Source organism: Pseudoalteromonas sp. G5_S1_14_S5 (assembly GCF_054968605.1).
Genome location: NZ_JBQKUM010000062.1, coordinates 1 through 17324, shown reverse-complemented (window position 1 = coordinate 17324; position 17324 = coordinate 1). Strand labels below are relative to the sequence as shown.

At 41.9% G+C, this 17324-nt stretch carries 16 protein-coding genes and 1 tRNA gene; 5 read left to right on the top strand and 12 right to left on the bottom strand.

Annotated features, from left to right (window positions below; genetic code table 11):
- Window positions 1–3: 3 nt before the first annotated feature.
- Both bcsQ and ACTRWI_RS16995 read right to left on the bottom strand, forming a co-directional pair.
- Entirely contained in the window at window positions 4–786 is a 783-nt protein-coding gene (gene bcsQ, locus ACTRWI_RS17000) for a cellulose biosynthesis protein BcsQ (RefSeq protein ID WP_499132999.1), read from the bottom strand.
- Window positions 787–975, bottom strand: coding sequence for a hypothetical protein (locus tag ACTRWI_RS16995; protein ID WP_499132998.1), 189 nt, complete (start codon window positions 973–975; stop codon window positions 787–789). It abuts the gene before it with no gap.
- Between the two features lie 366 nt (window positions 976–1341).
- Between ACTRWI_RS16995 and bcsE the strand changes: the two genes are divergently transcribed.
- Window positions 1342–2910 carry a cellulose biosynthesis protein BcsE gene (bcsE, locus tag ACTRWI_RS16990; protein WP_499132997.1) on the top strand — a complete coding sequence of 523 codons (1569 nt, stop codon included), beginning with the start codon at window positions 1342–1344 and terminating at the stop codon, window positions 2908–2910.
- 187 nt (window positions 2911–3097) lie between these two features.
- Complete coding sequence (bcsG, locus tag ACTRWI_RS16985) at window positions 3098–4717, top strand: cellulose biosynthesis protein BcsG (protein WP_499132996.1); 1620 nt, start codon at window positions 3098–3100, stop codon at window positions 4715–4717.
- A 129-nt stretch (window positions 4718–4846) separates the two neighbouring features.
- Here the strand turns inward: bcsG and ACTRWI_RS16980 are convergent, their stop codons facing one another.
- From ACTRWI_RS16980 to ACTRWI_RS16960, 5 genes are all read right to left on the bottom strand, one after another.
- A complete protein-coding gene (locus tag ACTRWI_RS16980) occupies window positions 4847–5773 on the bottom strand; it encodes a LysR family transcriptional regulator (protein ID WP_499132995.1) in 927 nt (308 codons plus the stop codon).
- Between the two features lie 331 nt (window positions 5774–6104).
- Window positions 6105–6890: an HAD-IIB family hydrolase gene (locus tag ACTRWI_RS16975; protein WP_499132994.1), complete on the bottom strand. Its 786-nt coding sequence runs from the start codon at window positions 6888–6890 to the stop codon at window positions 6105–6107.
- A 35-nt stretch (window positions 6891–6925) separates the two neighbouring features.
- Entirely contained in the window at window positions 6926–8209 is a 1284-nt protein-coding gene (locus tag ACTRWI_RS16970) for a TRAP transporter large permease (RefSeq protein ID WP_499132993.1), read from the bottom strand.
- 9 nt (window positions 8210–8218) lie between these two features.
- Window positions 8219–8683 carry a TRAP transporter small permease gene (locus tag ACTRWI_RS16965; RefSeq protein ID WP_499132992.1) on the bottom strand — a complete coding sequence of 155 codons (465 nt, stop codon included), beginning with the start codon at window positions 8681–8683 and terminating at the stop codon, window positions 8219–8221.
- Window positions 8684–8786: 103 nt separating this feature from the next.
- Window positions 8787–9800 (bottom strand): C4-dicarboxylate TRAP transporter substrate-binding protein, encoded by a 1014-nt coding sequence (locus ACTRWI_RS16960; protein ID WP_499132991.1) that lies wholly within the window; start codon window positions 9798–9800, stop codon window positions 8787–8789.
- A 273-nt stretch (window positions 9801–10073) separates the two neighbouring features.
- Between ACTRWI_RS16960 and ACTRWI_RS16955 the strand changes: the two genes are divergently transcribed.
- Both ACTRWI_RS16955 and ACTRWI_RS16950 read left to right on the top strand, forming a co-directional pair.
- A complete protein-coding gene (locus ACTRWI_RS16955) occupies window positions 10074–10778 on the top strand; it encodes a glycerophosphodiester phosphodiesterase family protein (RefSeq protein ID WP_499132990.1) in 705 nt (234 codons plus the stop codon).
- A 9-nt stretch (window positions 10779–10787) separates the two neighbouring features.
- Window positions 10788–11540 (top strand): DeoR/GlpR family DNA-binding transcription regulator, encoded by a 753-nt coding sequence (locus ACTRWI_RS16950; protein ID WP_499132989.1) that lies wholly within the window; start codon window positions 10788–10790, stop codon window positions 11538–11540.
- 78 nt (window positions 11541–11618) lie between these two features.
- Here the strand turns inward: ACTRWI_RS16950 and gltS are convergent, their stop codons facing one another.
- The 5 genes from gltS to ACTRWI_RS16925 form a co-directional block, all read right to left on the bottom strand.
- Complete coding sequence (gene gltS, locus ACTRWI_RS16945; protein WP_499132988.1) at window positions 11619–12833, bottom strand: sodium/glutamate symporter; 1215 nt, start codon at window positions 12831–12833, stop codon at window positions 11619–11621.
- A gap of 255 nt (window positions 12834–13088) precedes the next feature.
- Window positions 13089–13179 (bottom strand) — tRNA-Ser (locus ACTRWI_RS16940).
- A 178-nt stretch (window positions 13180–13357) separates the two neighbouring features.
- Window positions 13358–13807: an L-alanine exporter AlaE gene (locus ACTRWI_RS16935; protein WP_499132987.1), complete on the bottom strand. Its 450-nt coding sequence runs from the start codon at window positions 13805–13807 to the stop codon at window positions 13358–13360.
- Between the two features lie 182 nt (window positions 13808–13989).
- The gene (locus tag ACTRWI_RS16930) at window positions 13990–14253 is read right to left on the bottom strand and encodes a hypothetical protein (RefSeq protein WP_499132986.1); all 264 of its coding nucleotides are present in this window, start codon (window positions 14251–14253) and stop codon (window positions 13990–13992) included.
- Between the two features lie 93 nt (window positions 14254–14346).
- A complete protein-coding gene (locus tag ACTRWI_RS16925; RefSeq protein WP_499132985.1) occupies window positions 14347–16533 on the bottom strand; it encodes a hybrid sensor histidine kinase/response regulator in 2187 nt (728 codons plus the stop codon).
- A gap of 171 nt (window positions 16534–16704) precedes the next feature.
- Between ACTRWI_RS16925 and ACTRWI_RS16920 the strand changes: the two genes are divergently transcribed.
- Window positions 16705–17274, top strand: a complete 570-nt coding sequence (locus tag ACTRWI_RS16920) for a UPF0149 family protein (protein WP_499132984.1) — start codon at window positions 16705–16707, stop codon at window positions 17272–17274.
- The last annotated feature ends 50 nt before the right edge of the window (window positions 17275–17324 follow it).

Below are 17324 nucleotides of genomic sequence, written 5' to 3'. Positions count from 1 at the left end.
TACTTAGCCTTGGGAATGATGAGGTGAAAGCGCTGAAACACACCAAAAAGCCAAGGATTGAAAGTCCTTAGCCGCTTGACTAACCGGAGAATAATGCTGAACCGTAGTAAGGTTGGCAACACAATCTAGCAGAGCAGTATCACGATGGAGTAATACTGGCACTAATATGGAGCCAAATTCTTTCTTTAGTACGATCATGAAGTCGCGACCAACTTCGGTTTCTGGTTGATACTGGTTGATGACAATTCGTAGCTTATTCTTCCCTAATAATTCATTGAAGATAGGACAACGTTCAGTCCATGATAGAAGAGCACTATAGCTGACGGCATCGGCGGTAATCGCGATGAATACCATATCTATAGCGTCAATGCAGCCTTGATTTGTTAAACTGTTCAGAGCGGATAGCCCTAAATGAAATAATTGCCACTGTTCACTATGATTTTCAGTGACATTTAATGTTGCTTTTACTAACGAGTAAAGGTGCTTATTTCTGTTTGCTTCAAACTGAAGATGCTGTTCGAAAGATAATTGGCCGAAAGGTAAAAAAAGCACTCCTTGCGGGCTCATATATCCCGCGTCAAGTAGCCTTTTATCTTGTAAGCGTCTTGGTGCCCAGCCATCATGTTCGTCAAGTGATAGCCCTAAGTGTATTCCCAAGAGATTCGCTGGGTCGGCATCTACTGCGAGAACCTGCTTATTAATTTTAACCAACGCCTGTGAAAGATTTGCCGTTATAGTTGTCGACCCACAACCACCGCGTAGACTAGTTAAAACAAGTTGCTTCATTTAGCTTCCATATATGTCATTGTCTTTCACTACAAACTCTTTAATATTATTCCCCCGCTTTGATTGAAATATTAACCACTTACTTTTAGCTCGTACATAAGATGCATCCTCTGTCGTTTCTATGTACTCATGTTGTAAAACGTTAAAGGAAGAGTAAATAAAATTAATGTCTTTTGCTAATTCAGCCATTAAGTCTTTCCAAGAGAGGACTACCTTAGACAAGTTTAGTTCACATTAATGTCTTTTTCTAGTTCAGCGAAAAATTAATCCAGCCCCCCACCAAAGAAAAACAAGTTGCCACTGCTCGCGAAACTTCTATATTTAAATTAACAATGTGAGTACCGCCAAAATTATGGATTATGGCTTATGGCTTATGGCTTATGGCTTATGGCTTATGGCTTATGGCTTATTATGAACAAGTATGCACAATTTTTGCGTTTCGGAAATTGTTAATATAGCTTCATTAAATCACAATAAAACGCATTTACAAAACATAACACTTCGAATCACGTACTAATGGAAACTAGACTTTAACAAATGAAATTAAGGAATTTTATGCACTCGATTCATGGATTACCAGCAGCGACCAGTGGAAGAGAATACAGGTCTGTATACGTGAATTTATTCCCCCACAAAAGACTAGCAGTCGATTCCTTATTCAAACTATTAATAAACAAAAACAACACTTCACTTATAGTGTTTACTGACAAAGAAACATTTTTGACAGGTTTTACTGAAGAAACAAAAGAAAGAATCAATAACTTAAGAAAAAAATCATTCGAACAAACGTATTTTTTTAGCAAACATCAATCACTGAAAACATTAGATCCAATCTCACTCGGCCTTGATATTCAGAGGATTAGTATAAAACGACAGTCTACTTGTATTTTATTTATTCATGATACTTTGCTATTGCATTGTGATGATCAGCAAACTAATAAATTTCTATCTAGTATACAGAATCTTGCGAATCAAAAGCACTTATCCATTAACTTATGTATTTACGGTAACCTTGCAACGTCAATATTAAGACCAAAATTGCTCACAAATAACCGCTACATCGCAGGGCTTGCAACGATGACCCCAATCGATGAGTCTAGTTATAACTACCTTGTTGATTTTTGGTCAAATAAACATGGTGTTAAGTCTGACAGCGAATATATTCTTTCGAGTTCATACAACCTTCAATTAGAAGCTACATTGAATCAGAATCAAAGCTTGGCAGACACCATCGAAGACAAAGCTGATAGTGACCGAGTTTATGTGAGTAAAGAAGCCTTAGGTGAAGGTGTAAAGGTTCCCAAAAGCATGCACTTAGCTAGTGATAACCAAATGCTATTAGAAATGCTCGATAGCCCTAGAGCTTCAACCATTATCTTTAGTTGCAACGATCAAAAGGAAGTCAGGCAATTGGCTGTTGACTGCTTTAGGTTACGAGCTAAAGCAGGAAATCAGTTAAAAATTGTTATCCGAGAGACCAAGCAATGTCTGAGATACACAGATGAAAAGTTTCTACTTCGTGCAGGTGTCAATTTGATTTGTCCTGTTCAACTTCCTCACATGCGCTTTATGACGCAAGTAGAGGCAATACAAGGCCAGCTATCCACTCGCCCATTACCAAAAAATATCGAATCTTTACTCAAATATGACCTTAAATTCGGACATAAAGGTTATTTGCTAAACACTGAGTTTAACGATTATTGTGGTGAGTTGATTGCTATGTCATCACGATCGAGTGTTAGGTTTGCGCTTATCAAGCTTAGTTTGTTACCAGGAATGACGGCTGAGGAATGCCTACGCCTCTGCCATATCCGTAGAGATGGTGACGTTGTTACTGCATGTACTAATGCGCTTTATATCCTTTTTAGTGCGATCCGCCACAACGATATCAACATTGCACTCAGTAATGTCTTCGAGTTTCCTATTCGCGACCTGTTTTATACGGTTCAAACTTACGACACTCAACATGATATCGAAGCCGAATTGCAATACATCATAAAAGATCAGGCCTTAATCTCATCTGAAGTCTCGCAACTAACGATAGAAAAAAAGATTTTTTCAGATACTCATCACCCCATTTCAGATACCTCCACCCTATTTGCAATAAAAAGAATTATCGCCTAAAAGGGAACCACATGAACATTAATGATTTTCTACTCACAACAACTATCAGCGTCTTAATTGGGGGAGTACTCGGTTACTTTCTTCGTGATGTTGTTGAATTTAGTATACTTCTTTATCAACGTCACTTCACACGTTCACGGTATTTCGAACAAGATGCCACTATCACTAAAAATAAGAAGCTGGAATAATGAAACCAAATCTTAAAGATTCCACCATTTCAAATCTGAGTTTGGGTTGGTGGAACATCTATTTCATCGCAAAAGTGGCTCTTTTAGTTCAGGGGACGATTGACTTCCACCCAATTGAAAACTTCGCCTTATTACTATTTATATTACTTCCCGTCACACCGAAGCCGATCAACCTAACTCGCCATCTTATCGCAGTTGTGATAGCTGCTTGGTTACTACACTATGATTCTTACCTTCCCCCACTGGATAGGCTTTGGACGCAAGTAGGACAACTAGCACAGTTTGAGATTGGATATCTTATTGAGCTTATGAGACGATTTGTTTCAGTTGAATCATTGCTAGGCTTATTTACTCTATGTGCTGGTTACTACATTCTTAGTAGATTTCTACGTATCTCAGTCTTTATCGTTATAGCGATGCTTTATGTCAGCCTACCAGACAGTACCGAAACTTCTGTTCAGGTTGTAAGCACTGATTTAACACAAATAAACGAGTTCACCATACCAACGCAACCACAAACAACTGAAATAAATGACCAATCCCTGAATAAAATAACTGCAAATTTTTTTGAAAAAGAAGCGTCTCGTTCTGTCGATTTTAGTCAAAGCAGTCAAGCATCAACTTCTTTTGATTTACTTTTTTTGAGTATTTGTTCAGTCGCTTGGAGCGACATCGAAATAGCGGGGTTATCTGATCACCCATTATTTAAAGAATTCGACATCATGTTTGACAACTTTAGTTCAGGCACATCATACAGTGGCCCAGCTCTTATACGTCTATTAAGAGCGAGTTGTGGTCAACAAGAACACAATCAGCTGTTCGCATCAGCGCCTTCGGACCAATGTTACCTGTTTGATAACCTCAAAAATCTGGGCTTCGAAGAGAACCTACTAATGAACCATAACGGGGTCTTTGACAGGTTCCTTGAACTCGTAAAAAAGGGCGGCAACATAGCATCAGAACTCATGCCTCAGGACGGATTTAAGCCTTACCAAAAGTCATTTGACGGCTCTTCAATATTCCGAGACAGACAAGTTCTAGATAACTGGTTACAACAAAGGCTAAACAGCAGTGATGAAAAAGTCGTAGCATTATATAATTCGATTTCACTACATGATGGCAATCGAATCATAAATTCTAAGTCAAGTACGTCAATGATCAGTTATAAAAAGCGTTTGAAAAACCTGCTTGACGATCTTTATGACTTTTTCAAACAACTTGAAGCATCAAAACGTAATATTGTTGTTGCTCTCGTACCAGAACACGGAGCAGGCATGCGTGGCGATAGAATGCAAATACAAGGTATGAGAGAAATACCAGCCCCTAGTATCGTACATGCTCCTGTAGGTATTAAAGTTTTCGGAGAAAATATCAAACGTAACGGAGAGACGATACATGTCAAAGCACCTTCAAGCTACCTAGCACTCTCACAGTTGGTATCCAATATTTTAGAAGAAGATATCTACAGTGATACACAGTTTAGCCCAGAGAAACTAACCCAAAATTTACCGGAGACACGCCTTGTAGCGCAAAATTCTGGCTCAACAGTTATTGAAGTCGATGGAAAATATTACGTCACATTTGATGGAGCTAGTTGGATTGAATATCCAAATGAATAGTCGTTAATCAGGTTATGAAATTACAAATGATTGGGAAGATTAAGATGCAAGCCAGTGTATCAATCACTAGCTTTTTGATACATATTAATTATCAAATTTCTTAAACTAAATCTGAGCCAATGCACTTCTCTAGATATTGTGAGCATCATGACTTAAGAATGTAGCGTTCTCGATAAGAAAGTCTAAAAAGGTTTCGGCTTGCAATGAGAGCGCACGACCTTTGAGAGATTGAACTTTGACCGTCGCTTTAGAGAAGGTATCTAGCCCAATCGCAACCACTTCAATTTGTCCCGATTTGATCTCATCAAGCACAGTGAGCTTAGGCATAAAGGTCACGCCTAGGCCTGCCGAAACAAAGTTAGTGAGTGCGGTAACCGAGTTAGTTTGAAGCTTAGGTTGCAAAGTGAGATGAGAGTTTTGTTCGGCCTGCTTTACGAGCCTTCCCATACCTGTCGAGTTGTCGATCAAAGCAATAGAGGCCTCTCTAATATCTTGCATTGTCACCGGTGCTTGTTGGGTCGTCAGTACGTGCCCTTTTGGAGCAATAAGCTCTAAAGGGTGGCTGCGCTCGACGTGTGAATGCAGTTTAGGGTGAGGAGCAGACGCATAGGTAATCGCGAAATCGATCTGTTGATCTTCCAACAATTTCACCGCATCCAATGCACCCGCTATCTCAATCGATAAATTGATATCAGGGTATCGAGCCATGAAGGTCTGCATCGGTTTAGAGACCAAGTTAGTGATAAACCCTTCTCCTATAGCGATACTAACGTTACCGCCCTTGAGGTTTTTCAACTTAGTTAGACGAGCCAGCACCGCCGTTTCACTGCGAACGATGGAGCGGTAGTAGTTCAATAACTCGTTACCCGCTTCAGTCAGCAGTGATTGGCGATTGTTGCGTTCCCACACCTTCATTTCTGCTTGTGCTTCGAGATGCGTCAGCATTCTACTCATTGCCGCAGGGTCAACGTTCATCATCTTAGATGCATTACGCAGTGAACCATATTTTGATAACGCATTCAGATACGCAAGCGCACGAAGATTAAAATGTTGCATTCAAATTCCTTGTGATTCGACTGATACCAATCACAGTAAGTAAGTGATCAAAAATAGCGTAGGAAAAAAGCTTGAGAACAAGGCAGAATTTTTCGATAAGTAGTTATTCTACAATCAAAAATTATAACGAAGTTATCGAGGTTTTTAACAAGCTAGGGTGAAAAGTTACTTACTACGATTGGTATGACACAACAAAAGCTCACAATAAGCAAATATCACATAGAAGAAATATGTATTCTTCTCTAATAAAACAAAAACACAGTTCAATCCAACGAAGAAATAAGCTGTGTTTGATGTTCACTATCGACTATTTGAAGCAGAGAAACAGTCGCTATTTTAAGGCAAGCAGCTTATCGACAAACTCAGAGAAACCGTATCCTCCAGGTTTGCTCATTACTACTGATGGGTGATGCTCTAGTCGTTCCCAATAATGCTGAATATTTGCCACACCGACACTGTTCGGCAAAATTTCAAACATGTATTGGTCGTTCATCGAGTCACCGACATAGCAACTACGCTCGACGATCGCTTGGTCAGATAGCCCCTTTTCTTTGAGAAAAGCGGTCGATGTTGCTTTCTTAGAGTGCTCACCATACCAAGCATTAATGTGAATGGAGCTTGTTGTGGCGTGTGCACCTAACGCGTGAATCTTCGAAACTATCTCTTCAATAATCACGTCATCCACTTTGGGACGGTTTTGACCGATGTCTATCGCGACCTCACACAAACGGTACGACTGATCCAACGTTAAACTGAGCTCTGGGTAATCACTCAAAATAGCTAAGACTTGTTGTTTCAGTTTGTTCTGATTAGCACTAACTTCAGGCAAAGGAATATCTGAGCGCAATGTCAGATAACCATTTTTCTTTTCCATAATGAAGGCGCCATTCTCGCCGAGAACCGCATCAACAGGCCACAGCTGAGCAATATGATCACACCAACCAGCACAAGCCCCCGTTACCGCAACCACTTTCTTGCCCGAATCTCGAAGCTTACTTAAAGCGAACAAGGTCTCAGGCGGCAATTGACCTTGCCAGGTTAAGGTGTCATCCACATCGGTTAACACCCAATCTATCTTTTTCCAATTGTGGTTCAATTCATTCGATACCGAATTCATTTCTACACCTCTAAATAATCAATCACTAAACAGTGTTAAAGCAAATTCGGTAAAAACATCACTAAGCTTTCAGAGAAAGTCAGCAACATCAGAACCGTGAGTAGTGCTAGCAACAACGGAGCCACTTCTCTTACAAAGTCGACCATACGAACTTTTAAAATCGAGCAAACCGTAAACATCATCGAGCCAAATGGCGGAGTCACACCACCAATCATGATATTCACAATCACGATGATGCCGAAGTGAACCGGGTTAACACCTAGGTTAAGCACCGCTGGCAATAGTAATGGCGTGAGTATGATCATCGCGGCACCACCTTCGATGAACATGCCAACCACTAACAGCAGGACATTTATCAACAACGGTAAGACGAGCTTGTTGTCTGTCAGCTCAATCAAAGCCGATGCAACATTGTGTGGGATCTGCTCTAGCGTCATGTAGTAACCAAAGACCATGGCACCGATAATAATGAACATGACACTACTGGTGCCCTGCACTGTTTCACGCATGATCAGCGGGATATGGCGGAAGCCCAATTGACGATAAACGAAGATGCCAATAATAGCGCAAAGCAATACGGCAATCGCACCCGCTTCAGTAGGCGTAAACAAGCCAAAACGCATGCCCAGAATAATGCCGAACGGGATCAACAGTGCCGGAATCGCTTTCAAGAAGTAATGAAAACGCTCTTTGGCAGAAGCAGGCTCAGAGCGCGACGGTTTGTAACGGCGTTTGCGAGCTATGAACGCGATCGTCACCATTAGCGACAGCGCCATCAAAAATGCCGGAACGTAACCCGCAATGAACATTTGATGGACTGACACGTTCGCTAATAAAGCAAAGATGATTAGGTTAATACCCGGTGGAATCACTGGACTGATACTTGATGACGCAGCTGTTACAGCGGCCGTGAATGGCAAGTCATACCCACGCTTAGTCATCTCGGGAGCAAGAATCTTCGACTGCATCGCTGCATCAGCGTTTGCAGATCCAGAGATACCCCCCATAAGAGTACTCAATGCGACATTCACTTGAGCAAGACCACCGGTTTTATGCCCAATAATTGAATCGGCAAAGGCGAGTAAGCTCTTACTGATCCCGGCATAGTTCATCACCGAACCCACCATGATAAAGAACGGAATGGCCAACAACGGAAAAGACTCAGCAGAGCTAATAAAACGCTGCATCACCAAGCTCACAGGAATAGAGTCATTGATAAAAAGAAAGTAAACCATCGCCGATGCAATCAGAGAAAACGCGATGGGGATGTTCAAAAGAAACAGAACAAACAGAATAAGGATTGGAAGATAGCTTTCCATGAATCGTACCTACTTAGAAGAGCGCTTTAGAGAAGCGACATCGTTCGCGATAAATCGAACGGTGTGGATCGCCATCAATGAGAAACAAAGCAACAACACGCCATTGATAACAAAATATGATACGCCCATAACTGGCGTTACTTTGTTAGATAGCATGAGATATTGATAACTCAGAACCGCCATCAAAATGTTCAGAGCCAGTAGGAAAACGGAAACACACAATCTAAATGGAGTTTTTGCTTTTTCTGGTAGCATGGAAACTACCACATCCACCCCCATGTGAAGCTTGTGTTTGTAACAGGAGCTAATCCCTAAGTATACAGCCCAAATGAAGCAAATAACCGATAACTCTTCACTCCAAGGGACAACAAAGCCAAATCCATAACGCAAGACGACGTTAACGATAACAACCAAAACGGTGATCGAAATAGCGATAGAAGCGAGGATTTCTTCAATATTTTTCAATAAAAACAAAAGACTTCTCCAGCGAAATACCTAATACAACGTGGGTATTTCAGGAATAAAACGGCCTAAGAATATTTAGGCCGTAATCATTTACAAATTAAGTTCTGCAGGACTACTGTGCAGCTCGGATCGTTTCTAGCTCTTTCATGATCGTCGCGTGTATGCCTTCACTCCAACTTGGGAACTGGTTGTACACATCCGCCGTCAACTGGTTGAACTCTTCAGAATTTACTTCATTGAAGGTAACACCTAGCTCTTCTAGTTTTTGAGTGTATTCAACATCCAATTTAACTAACTCAGCAGTGTTAGATTCAGCACCAGCCTCTAGCTCTTCGTTGATGATCTGTTGTTGCTCTGACGTAAATTTGTCCCAAAGCGTTGGTGAAATGTAGATACCCACTGTGCCAAGGAAGTGCTTAGTCAAAGACATGTTCTTAGCCACTTCGTAGATCTTGGTTGAGTACATTGTCAGGATAGAACCTTCAAGACCGTCGACAACGCCTTGTTGAACACCTGCATAGGTTTCAGGGAATGGAAGAGAAGCTGGAGCTGCGCCCATTGCTGAAAGTGTGCTAATGAACAGCTGACTTTGTGGAACACGAATACGCATGCCTTTCATGTCATCAGAGTTAACGATCTCTTTATTGGTGATCATGTGGCGGAAGCCAAACATGTAGTCTGCATTCAATACTTTTATGCCTTTCTCTTCCGCTTTAGCTTTAAGGCCAGCGACGAAATCAGTGTCCATCATCGCTAAATATTCATCGTAAGTGTTGTATAGCATTGGACCTGCCAGTGCAGCGAAGTCAGGCACGTAATCACCTAGATAAGTCAAATCCTCTACGGCAATCCAGTTGGCACCGTTAACCACTTGTTCCAAGTTGTCTTTGTAAACAGGCAATTGACCACCAGGGAAAACTTTAATGTTTACCGAGCCATCGGTTCTTTCTCGAATTTTGTCGGTCGCTTTGATTAGCTCTTGTGTAAGCAGCTCATTTTGAGTGAACACAAGGCTCATGTTGATATTGATCGGCTCGTCTTTAGCTTCAGAACCAGACTTGTCAGATTCACCACAACCAACAAGCAGCGTTGCCGCCATAATTACTGTACCTAATAGCTTTTTCATTTTTAATCACCTTTATGTGGCTATCGTTTTCTCAATATAGAGGGGGTTATTAAGTTTTCGTAGAGTATGTGAGTGAATTATTACATTCATATGAACATTTATCTTAGCGACTTGAACATAGTGAGTACAAGGTCTCACTATTATACAAACTCTATCCAACTCTTTTTAACTAGTTCTCATTTAAAACAGCGCAATATGGTGGAGAGTTAATAAATCTGTAATAAAGTAGAGCTACTGTTTCCTGAATTTTCAAATGAACATCGAGGTTGAATTATGATCACAGGCCACCGCGGTGCCGCTTCTTTAGCACCTGAAAATACGTTAGTGAGTATTGAACACGCAGCGAAAGCTGGTGCTAAATGGATTGAAATTGATACCCAGTTGAGCGCTGATGGCATCCCTATGGTTTTTCATGACAAGACAGTCAATCGTTGTACTAACGGCACGGGCAATATCGCCGACTTAGACTTAACCACTCTCAAGACTTTAGACGCTGGCAGTTGGTTTGATAGCGAGTTCGCGGGGACAACGATTCCTACTTTGAGCGAAGCGTTCGACAAGTGTTTAGAACTTGATGTAACTCTGAACCTTGAGGTCAAAATTTATGACGATAAGGCTATTCAACCTCTAGTTGAAACAGTGATCGCACTGATTGAGAAAAAGCAGTTCCCTATTGAAAAACTGCTCATATCAAGCTTCAAAATAGAGGCGCTAAGTCTTTGCCAACAGATGATGCCAGAGGTTAGACGTGGTTTCATCTGTGAAGTGTGGAACGATTTCAGCCTGGAATCTCTTCAATCACTGGATCTGTACAGTATTCATATCGATCACCGCATTCTTGATGAAAAAACGGCAAAAGCGATCAAAACTTCAGGTGCAGTCCTTAAAATATGGACTCTGAACGATCCACAATTGGTGGCTAAATATTTCAACCTAGGCGTCGATAACATCATCACTGACGTACCAAACCAATTTTAGTGGGCTTCTATGGAACTGAACCACCGCCAGAAAGAAATACTCGTAACGCTCAAAGCTAACCAAGATATTCAGATCGACCACTTAGCCGAGTTATTTTCTGTCACAACCCAAACCATTCGTCGTGATGTAAACTACCTGTGTGAGCAAGGTCTAGCGCGAAGAGTGCATGGAGGCGTCAGCCTACCTACTACGCTCACCAATACCAGTTATAGATACCGCGCTGGTGTTGAGTCAGAAACAAAAGACAGTATTGCTATAGCAGTTGCCGATGCGATACCTGAAGGCTCAACGGTTATGATGGGCATTGGTACGACCGTCACTCGAATCGCACAGTACTTATTGGCAAAGCCAGCTCTGCGCGTGATCACCAATAACCTTCAGGTCGCTCGCATCCTTGAGGCAAATGGGCAGATTGAAGTTTATTTGGCAGGTGGTTTGTTCAGACGAGAGCATCAAGATATGGTTGGCAGTAGCGTAGTCCACTTCTTTTCCGACTTTGAAGCAGACATCGGCATCTGTGGTTGTGGTTCAGTAACAGACAGTCATTTCGCCATGGAACATGAGCAAGTTGAAGCTGACCTATCCAAGTCAATCATAAAGAACAGCCGTAAAAGTTGGCTAGTCGCAGATGCTAGTAAATGGGGTCGCTTTGCTGCTCTGAAGGTAAAATCACTGAATGATTTTGACCGTATCTACACGAACAACACTCAGCTGCCGCCTGAACTGAACATACATTTGGTCGAAGACGATGTACACCAATAAAGACGAAAAACATAGATACAAAAAAACCTAACTTCAACGCTAGGCTTTTTTGATTTAGCAAAATAGACCAGAGAAATACTACATCCCAACAAAGAAACTGATCACAAGCGCATTAATCAAATCGACAAAGAAGCCACACACTAAAGGCACTACGATAAATGCTTGTGGGCTCGCACCGTAGCGATGAGTCACGGCAGTCATGTTTACAATCGCTGTTGCAGTCGAACCTAAAGTGATGCCTCCGAAGCCAGAACATATCACCACTGAATCGTAGTTTCTTCCCATCAAGTAATAAACGACAAACACTGTAAATAGCAGCGAAAGTAGAATTTGGATGCTCATGACCACAGAGATATAGCCAAACAGCCCGTCAAGATCCCAAATGCGGAGTCCCATTAATGCCATAGTTAAAAACATGCCCAGGCAGATATCGGAGATCATTGCCAACCCTTTCCGACCTTGGGCAATTTTTTCTTGTGTGCGACGCTTCTTGAACAAAGCCCGACCAACGTTTCCGATTAAAATACCTGCGATTAAACAGCTTACGAATAGAGGCAGTTTTAAGCCCATTGATTCAATAACTTCACTCAAGCTATAACCCAGCATAAGTGTCAGGTTTAAAATTAACCATGCCCATAAAACACCGTAGTGGCTGAGCTCAGTTTTGGTCTCACTCTCTTGGAATGCACCAACCGTTAAATCTTCTTCATTTGAAGGGCTCACTTTATGTTTATTGAGAAGGTAGTTGGCAATCGGACCACCAATCACACACGCTGCAATTAAACCAACCGTGTTGGAAGCCACACCAAGCTCGAGCGCGTTAGAAATACCAAACTCTTCAACAAACATTGGCGCCCAAGCTAGGGTTGTACCGACACCGCCAATCAAGCTAATAGAACCTGACAGCAAACCTGCTCTCGCATCCATACCAAAACCCGATGAGACGACCATACCCACCACGTTTTGAAGAACGATAAAAGTCGAAGCCAGACAGAGCAGGATAAACAGTGGCCGCCCACCTTTTACTAACGTCTTAATGTCAGCTTGAAGACCAATACCAGCAAAAAAGTAAAGAAGTAAAAAGTCCCTAACATCAAGGCTAAAGGTAATTTGGATTTCAAAGAGATAGTAAAGCGCAGCGACAAAAGCAGCACAAACAAAGCCGCCAATAACTGGCTCTGGTAGGGAATACTTCCTTAATACTTCAGAGCGCTCGATTAAGCCTTTACCAATGAACAGTAATGAGATCGCAATGGTAAAGGAGAGCAACGGAGAAACGAGGGTTTCTGTCATGATGCGATAGATTCCTAAGAGTTAAGATTATTCATAATGTTGCTTACTCTAAATCTTGTAGATTCATGACAATAAGTCAAGCGTTTATCGGTGACATCAATCGCTAATCTTGTTCAAAATGCTTCAACATAAACAGTGGGGGTAGCGACCACAAAAAGGATTTGAGAAAGTAATGTTTCGAAAGGAAGAAAGATATAAAAATTTAGCTGCCCAAGAACGAGAAAACCCCAGCATTTCTGCTGGGGTTTAGAATAGTGGTGGAAGGATGGGGATTTGAACCCCAGATACGCTATAAACGTATACTCGCTTTCCAGGCGAGCGCCTTAAGCCACTCAGCCATCCTTCCACAGGTTGTGTTGAGCTCGTCACTCAACGAGGCGCTACTTTATTGATTCTGCATGCTTTGGTCAAGGGGCATTATCAAAAAAAGTACCTTTTTAAGTTTGTTCGATTAGAAATTAACTCATTAGATCAAAAACAAACCAAATTTGATGCTGTCTCTATTCTTAAGCTTGTTGCTTTTCTTAAGCTTGTTGATAGTAACCTGGAACTCTAAACCACTTACGGCACATATCTAAGAAGTAACCGTACAATACACCCATGCCACAAGAGATCACTGCGTTACTGGTTACCGCAGTCACGATCTGGTCGCTTGAAGCACCAACAGCTAACAAAATACCAGCATACACTGGAGACTGGAATAACACGTAAGCCATTAAGTCAGAGAGGTTTTTCATCAACAAGCTTTGTGAAATTTTTGCACCATTACGCAAGAACCAATCACGAAACACACCATAAGGCCATGCAATCGCAATGTTTACAGGAATCGACAGCGTGCGAGAAGCAAGAGATTGCTCGAACGCCATACCAGAGATGAACACTTCTACGATCATGCCGGAGATAAAACAGAAAACTACCATAGCAAATGTATCCGCCGCTGCGTTACGAATACAAAATGGACCACGAGACTTCATTTAACGTTAAACCTAAAATATATCACTACCTATTTAGTGATTTAGCAACATATAAACAAGGTTCCTTCACGCCCAACAAGATAGTGTCGCTATTAAAACACAAGATTAGTAGTCATACATTTCAAATTAAAAATAAAGTTGTAAATTAACAACTAAAACCATTTAAAAACCAGTCGCATCGACTAAAAACCACTGAGGTTAAAGTTTGGCCATTTCGTTATTAACTTTTCGTAATTAAACAACAGCTGCGCCATAGGCAGGCTGACGGTAATAATGTTGATCACATCTTGAGTCGGCGGATCGCCTAAAGAAACCTGTTCTAATGCTTTATCAACTTGGCGAGAAAGTTCAGCATTGTCCATAAGTTCGACATGCTTACGCAGACTTTCTAACGCCGATTGAATCAGGTCTAGGTTATTGTCTTCTAACGCGACATAGAGTGTCACGAGTAGCTCTTCGGTATTGTCCTTGTTGCGCAGATCAGGTTTCGGTAGTGAGCGACTTAGGCTCTTTTTATGAAGGTTTACATCGTGACTATTTTAGCTCACAAGTTCCCCCAGAGATCCGTTGTCATTCTGGTTTTTGGTTTCATGATATTGATAAAGCTTGTTAGAGTAACGGAACAAGGCATCATCAAGTTCACGCTCATCAATCGGCTTAGCGATGATATAATCGACTCCAGCCCCAAGCATGCGCTCACGAGTCTCTTTGAAGACATCAGCCGTACAACCAAATATCAAGACAGAAGACACTTCACCAATTAACGCTCGAATGGCTGTTGTTGATTCTACGCCGTCCATAACTGGCATGTGGTTATCCATCAACACGAGATCAAATCGCTCAGCAACAAGCGCCTGTATCGCCAGTTCACCGTTTTCAACGCTCTTACAAGTAAAGCCCTTACTATTCATAAAGGTCTCAATGATTACCGTGTTGGTTCGATTGTCCTCAACGATCAGCACCTTCAAGCCAGAGTAATCTAACTTCTTATGTGGCAAGCTCTCTATTTCGCCAGGCTGAGAAGGTTGAATTTTTAACCGCACGTTAAAGCTCGTGCCTATCCCCTCTTTACTTGTGACGGTAATGTTGCCATCCATTAGTTGAGTAATTTTCTTTACAATGGCTAGACCAAGCCCTGTACCACCAAAACGTCTTGTCGTCGAAGACTCTGCTTGTTCAAACGGTTTAAAAATACGCTTTTGCGCCTCTTTAGATATACCGATACCTGTATCACGAACTCGAATGCTGAGGTAAGTATCGCTACCTTCGACTATTTCTTTAAGGTAAACCTCAACAAAACCGCGAGAGGTGAACTTCACTGCGTTATTTAAGAGGTTAAATAGAATTTGGCGCAAGCGTGCTTTGTCGGAGAAGTACCAGCGACCGGAAGGCACTTCCGAGTACACCTTAAATTGGAGCCCTTTCTCAAAAGACAGTGTGTAGTAAACACTGTTGATACTGCCGATGATCGAATCCAGAGGGAAGCGCGTCTCATCAAGGTCTAACCTACCCTGCTCAATCTTAGAAAAATCCAAGATTTCGTTCAGCAAGGTCATCATGTGATCACCTGATTCATACAGACTCTTTAGGTGCTTCTCTTGCTCAGCATTAAGCGGAGTTTTTAACAGAATTTGCGCGGTCCCCAATACACCATTCATTGGGGTACGAATTTCGTGTGACAGAGTCGCAAGGAAAGCCGTTTTCGCATTGGTTGATGCTTGTGCTTTCACTTTTTCGGCTTCGAGATATACCGTCTTCTCATTGAAGGTTTTGATCAGGTGGCCGATCTCATCATGACTTGAGTAATCAACATCAATCACTTCACCGGCTTTTGTACTGTTGACTTGAGTGGCGATGTTGGTAATTGGAGTGATTAAATAACGGTTCAGTAAGTAATAACCCGCCATCACACAGAGTAGCAACAAGGGTACAATACCTCCCTCGATACTCATCACCTGACGAAACACTTCGTCTGCTACCCGGGATTTAGAGTTAACGACATCGACTTGCCAGCCAAATTCACCGAATTGATTGCTACTAATGTAGATCCCTTCAACAAGGTTAAAGTTATGAGAAATCAGGACTTTGTTGAGCTTGTCTCTCAAGGTAATACCGAGGTTGTACTCTTCTGCGTGATTCTTAATAAAATCCAGTAACTCTTCCAAAGAGAGATCCACCGTCGCGATACCTGCAAAGGTGTCATCGTAATAATAAGGCGAAGACGCTGTGATCATTCGAACGTGCGTGTAAGGATCGATGTAGACATCACTCCATGAGATGGTTCCCTGCGGTTCATCGACCACCGAGGTATACCAATGCTCTTCGTGATAGGGGGCATTTTTAGGGTTGTTGTAAGAAAAAAGCTGATCGATGGTTCCGTCGTCAGCTTTGTTGAAGAAGTAACTGTTCAGCAACTTATCAGAATCGAGCATAAAAGGTTCAGGCCAAATACCAGCACTGACGATGGTGTCGTCACTCGCGGCTAACATCGACTTGAACAGCGGGATAATATCTTCACCTTTACGATGTGCCTGAGCAAAGCCAACTAAACTATCAACAAAGCCTTGAGAGCTGCTGAGTGGCTCTGTAATCAACGAAGACAGTAATTGCCTACGAAGGTCGAGGTTCTGTTGCAGTTTGGCGCGCACAGGGGATTCTACGACGTAATACGTCACACTACCGACAATAGCGATAAACATTGCAAGATATAACCCAAGCGCTACCATGCTTTTTTTCTTTAAAGACGACCGTATCTGCATAATTCTTTTATTGTTTTCTTTTCTGTTAAACCTAGTGTTTATCATCAACGACATCAAGCCTTTTTAGATTGAAGCTTGATTGGCACAAGTTCATTGGTACTATAAGCGCAAATATGTTCCCTTTTACGGTACCTCACTTTGACTTTACAAGATATTCTTGCGCTTCCAGAGTTGGAAGGAAAGCTAATCACAGAACACAAAACCATGGGCTTTGTCACTGCAATGGCTGCAGCACCTAATGTGTTAACCCCGCATGAGTGGCTACCGTTCCTTTGGGGGGGCGAAGAAGTCGCTCCTTTCACTGACGGCGAGCAACTAGAAAGCTACATTGAAGTAATCATTGCGCTTTGGAACAAAACTCGTCCAGAATTAATCGAAGGCACTTGGGTTTGGCCTGAAGCTTGTCAATTAGACGAAGAGGAAGTGGTTAATACTGCTGCTCGTGATTTCTGTGAAGGCTTACTTCAAGGCTGGCAGATTGCTCGTGATGATTGGGAAACGCTAATGCCTGAAGATAGCGAAGACAACGCCCTGGTTGGCGGCGTTCTACTTTCTCTGAGCATGCTTTACGATCCAGAAACTTCAATCGCAACACTTTCAGAACAAGGTATCGAAGGCTTAGAACAGTTTGAAGAGATCTTCAATGCAGTTCCTGTAATGCTTTGTGGCCTAACTCAGCGCGGTATTGCACTAGCTGAAGCTCAATAAAAGTATTCAACACAAACTACGAAACAAACAGAAAAAGGCCTCATGATGAG

Bases quoted from the DNA above. Each gene is read 5' to 3' on its own strand.
- gltS (WP_499132988.1), bottom strand. From the start codon at position 12,833: ATGACAGAAACCCTCGTTTCTCCGTTGCTCTCCTTTACCATTGCGATC.
- ACTRWI_RS16970 (WP_499132993.1), bottom strand. From the start codon at position 8,209: ATGGAAAGCTATCTTCCAATCCTTATTCTGTTTGTTCTGTTTCTTTTG.
- bcsQ (WP_499132999.1), bottom strand. From the start codon at position 786: ATGAAGCAACTTGTTTTAACTAGTCTACGCGGTGGTTGTGGGTCGACA.
- bcsG (WP_499132996.1), top strand. From the start codon at position 3,098: ATGAAACCAAATCTTAAAGATTCCACCATTTCAAATCTGAGTTTGGGT.
- ACTRWI_RS16960 (WP_499132991.1), bottom strand. From the start codon at position 9,800: ATGAAAAAGCTATTAGGTACAGTAATTATGGCGGCAACGCTGCTTGTT.
- bcsE (WP_499132997.1), top strand. From the start codon at position 1,342: ATGCACTCGATTCATGGATTACCAGCAGCGACCAGTGGAAGAGAATAC.
- ACTRWI_RS16935 (WP_499132987.1), bottom strand. From the start codon at position 13,807: ATGAAGTCTCGTGGTCCATTTTGTATTCGTAACGCAGCGGCGGATACA.
- ACTRWI_RS16980 (WP_499132995.1), bottom strand. From the start codon at position 5,773: ATGCAACATTTTAATCTTCGTGCGCTTGCGTATCTGAATGCGTTATCA.
- ACTRWI_RS16975 (WP_499132994.1), bottom strand. From the start codon at position 6,890: ATGAATTCGGTATCGAATGAATTGAACCACAATTGGAAAAAGATAGAT.
- ACTRWI_RS16995 (WP_499132998.1), bottom strand. From the start codon at position 975: ATGGCTGAATTAGCAAAAGACATTAATTTTATTTACTCTTCCTTTAAC.
- ACTRWI_RS16925 (WP_499132985.1), bottom strand. From the start codon at position 16,533: ATGGTAGCGCTTGGGTTATATCTTGCAATGTTTATCGCTATTGTCGGT.
- ACTRWI_RS16950 (WP_499132989.1), top strand. From the start codon at position 10,788: ATGGAACTGAACCACCGCCAGAAAGAAATACTCGTAACGCTCAAAGCT.
- ACTRWI_RS16955 (WP_499132990.1), top strand. From the start codon at position 10,074: ATGATCACAGGCCACCGCGGTGCCGCTTCTTTAGCACCTGAAAATACG.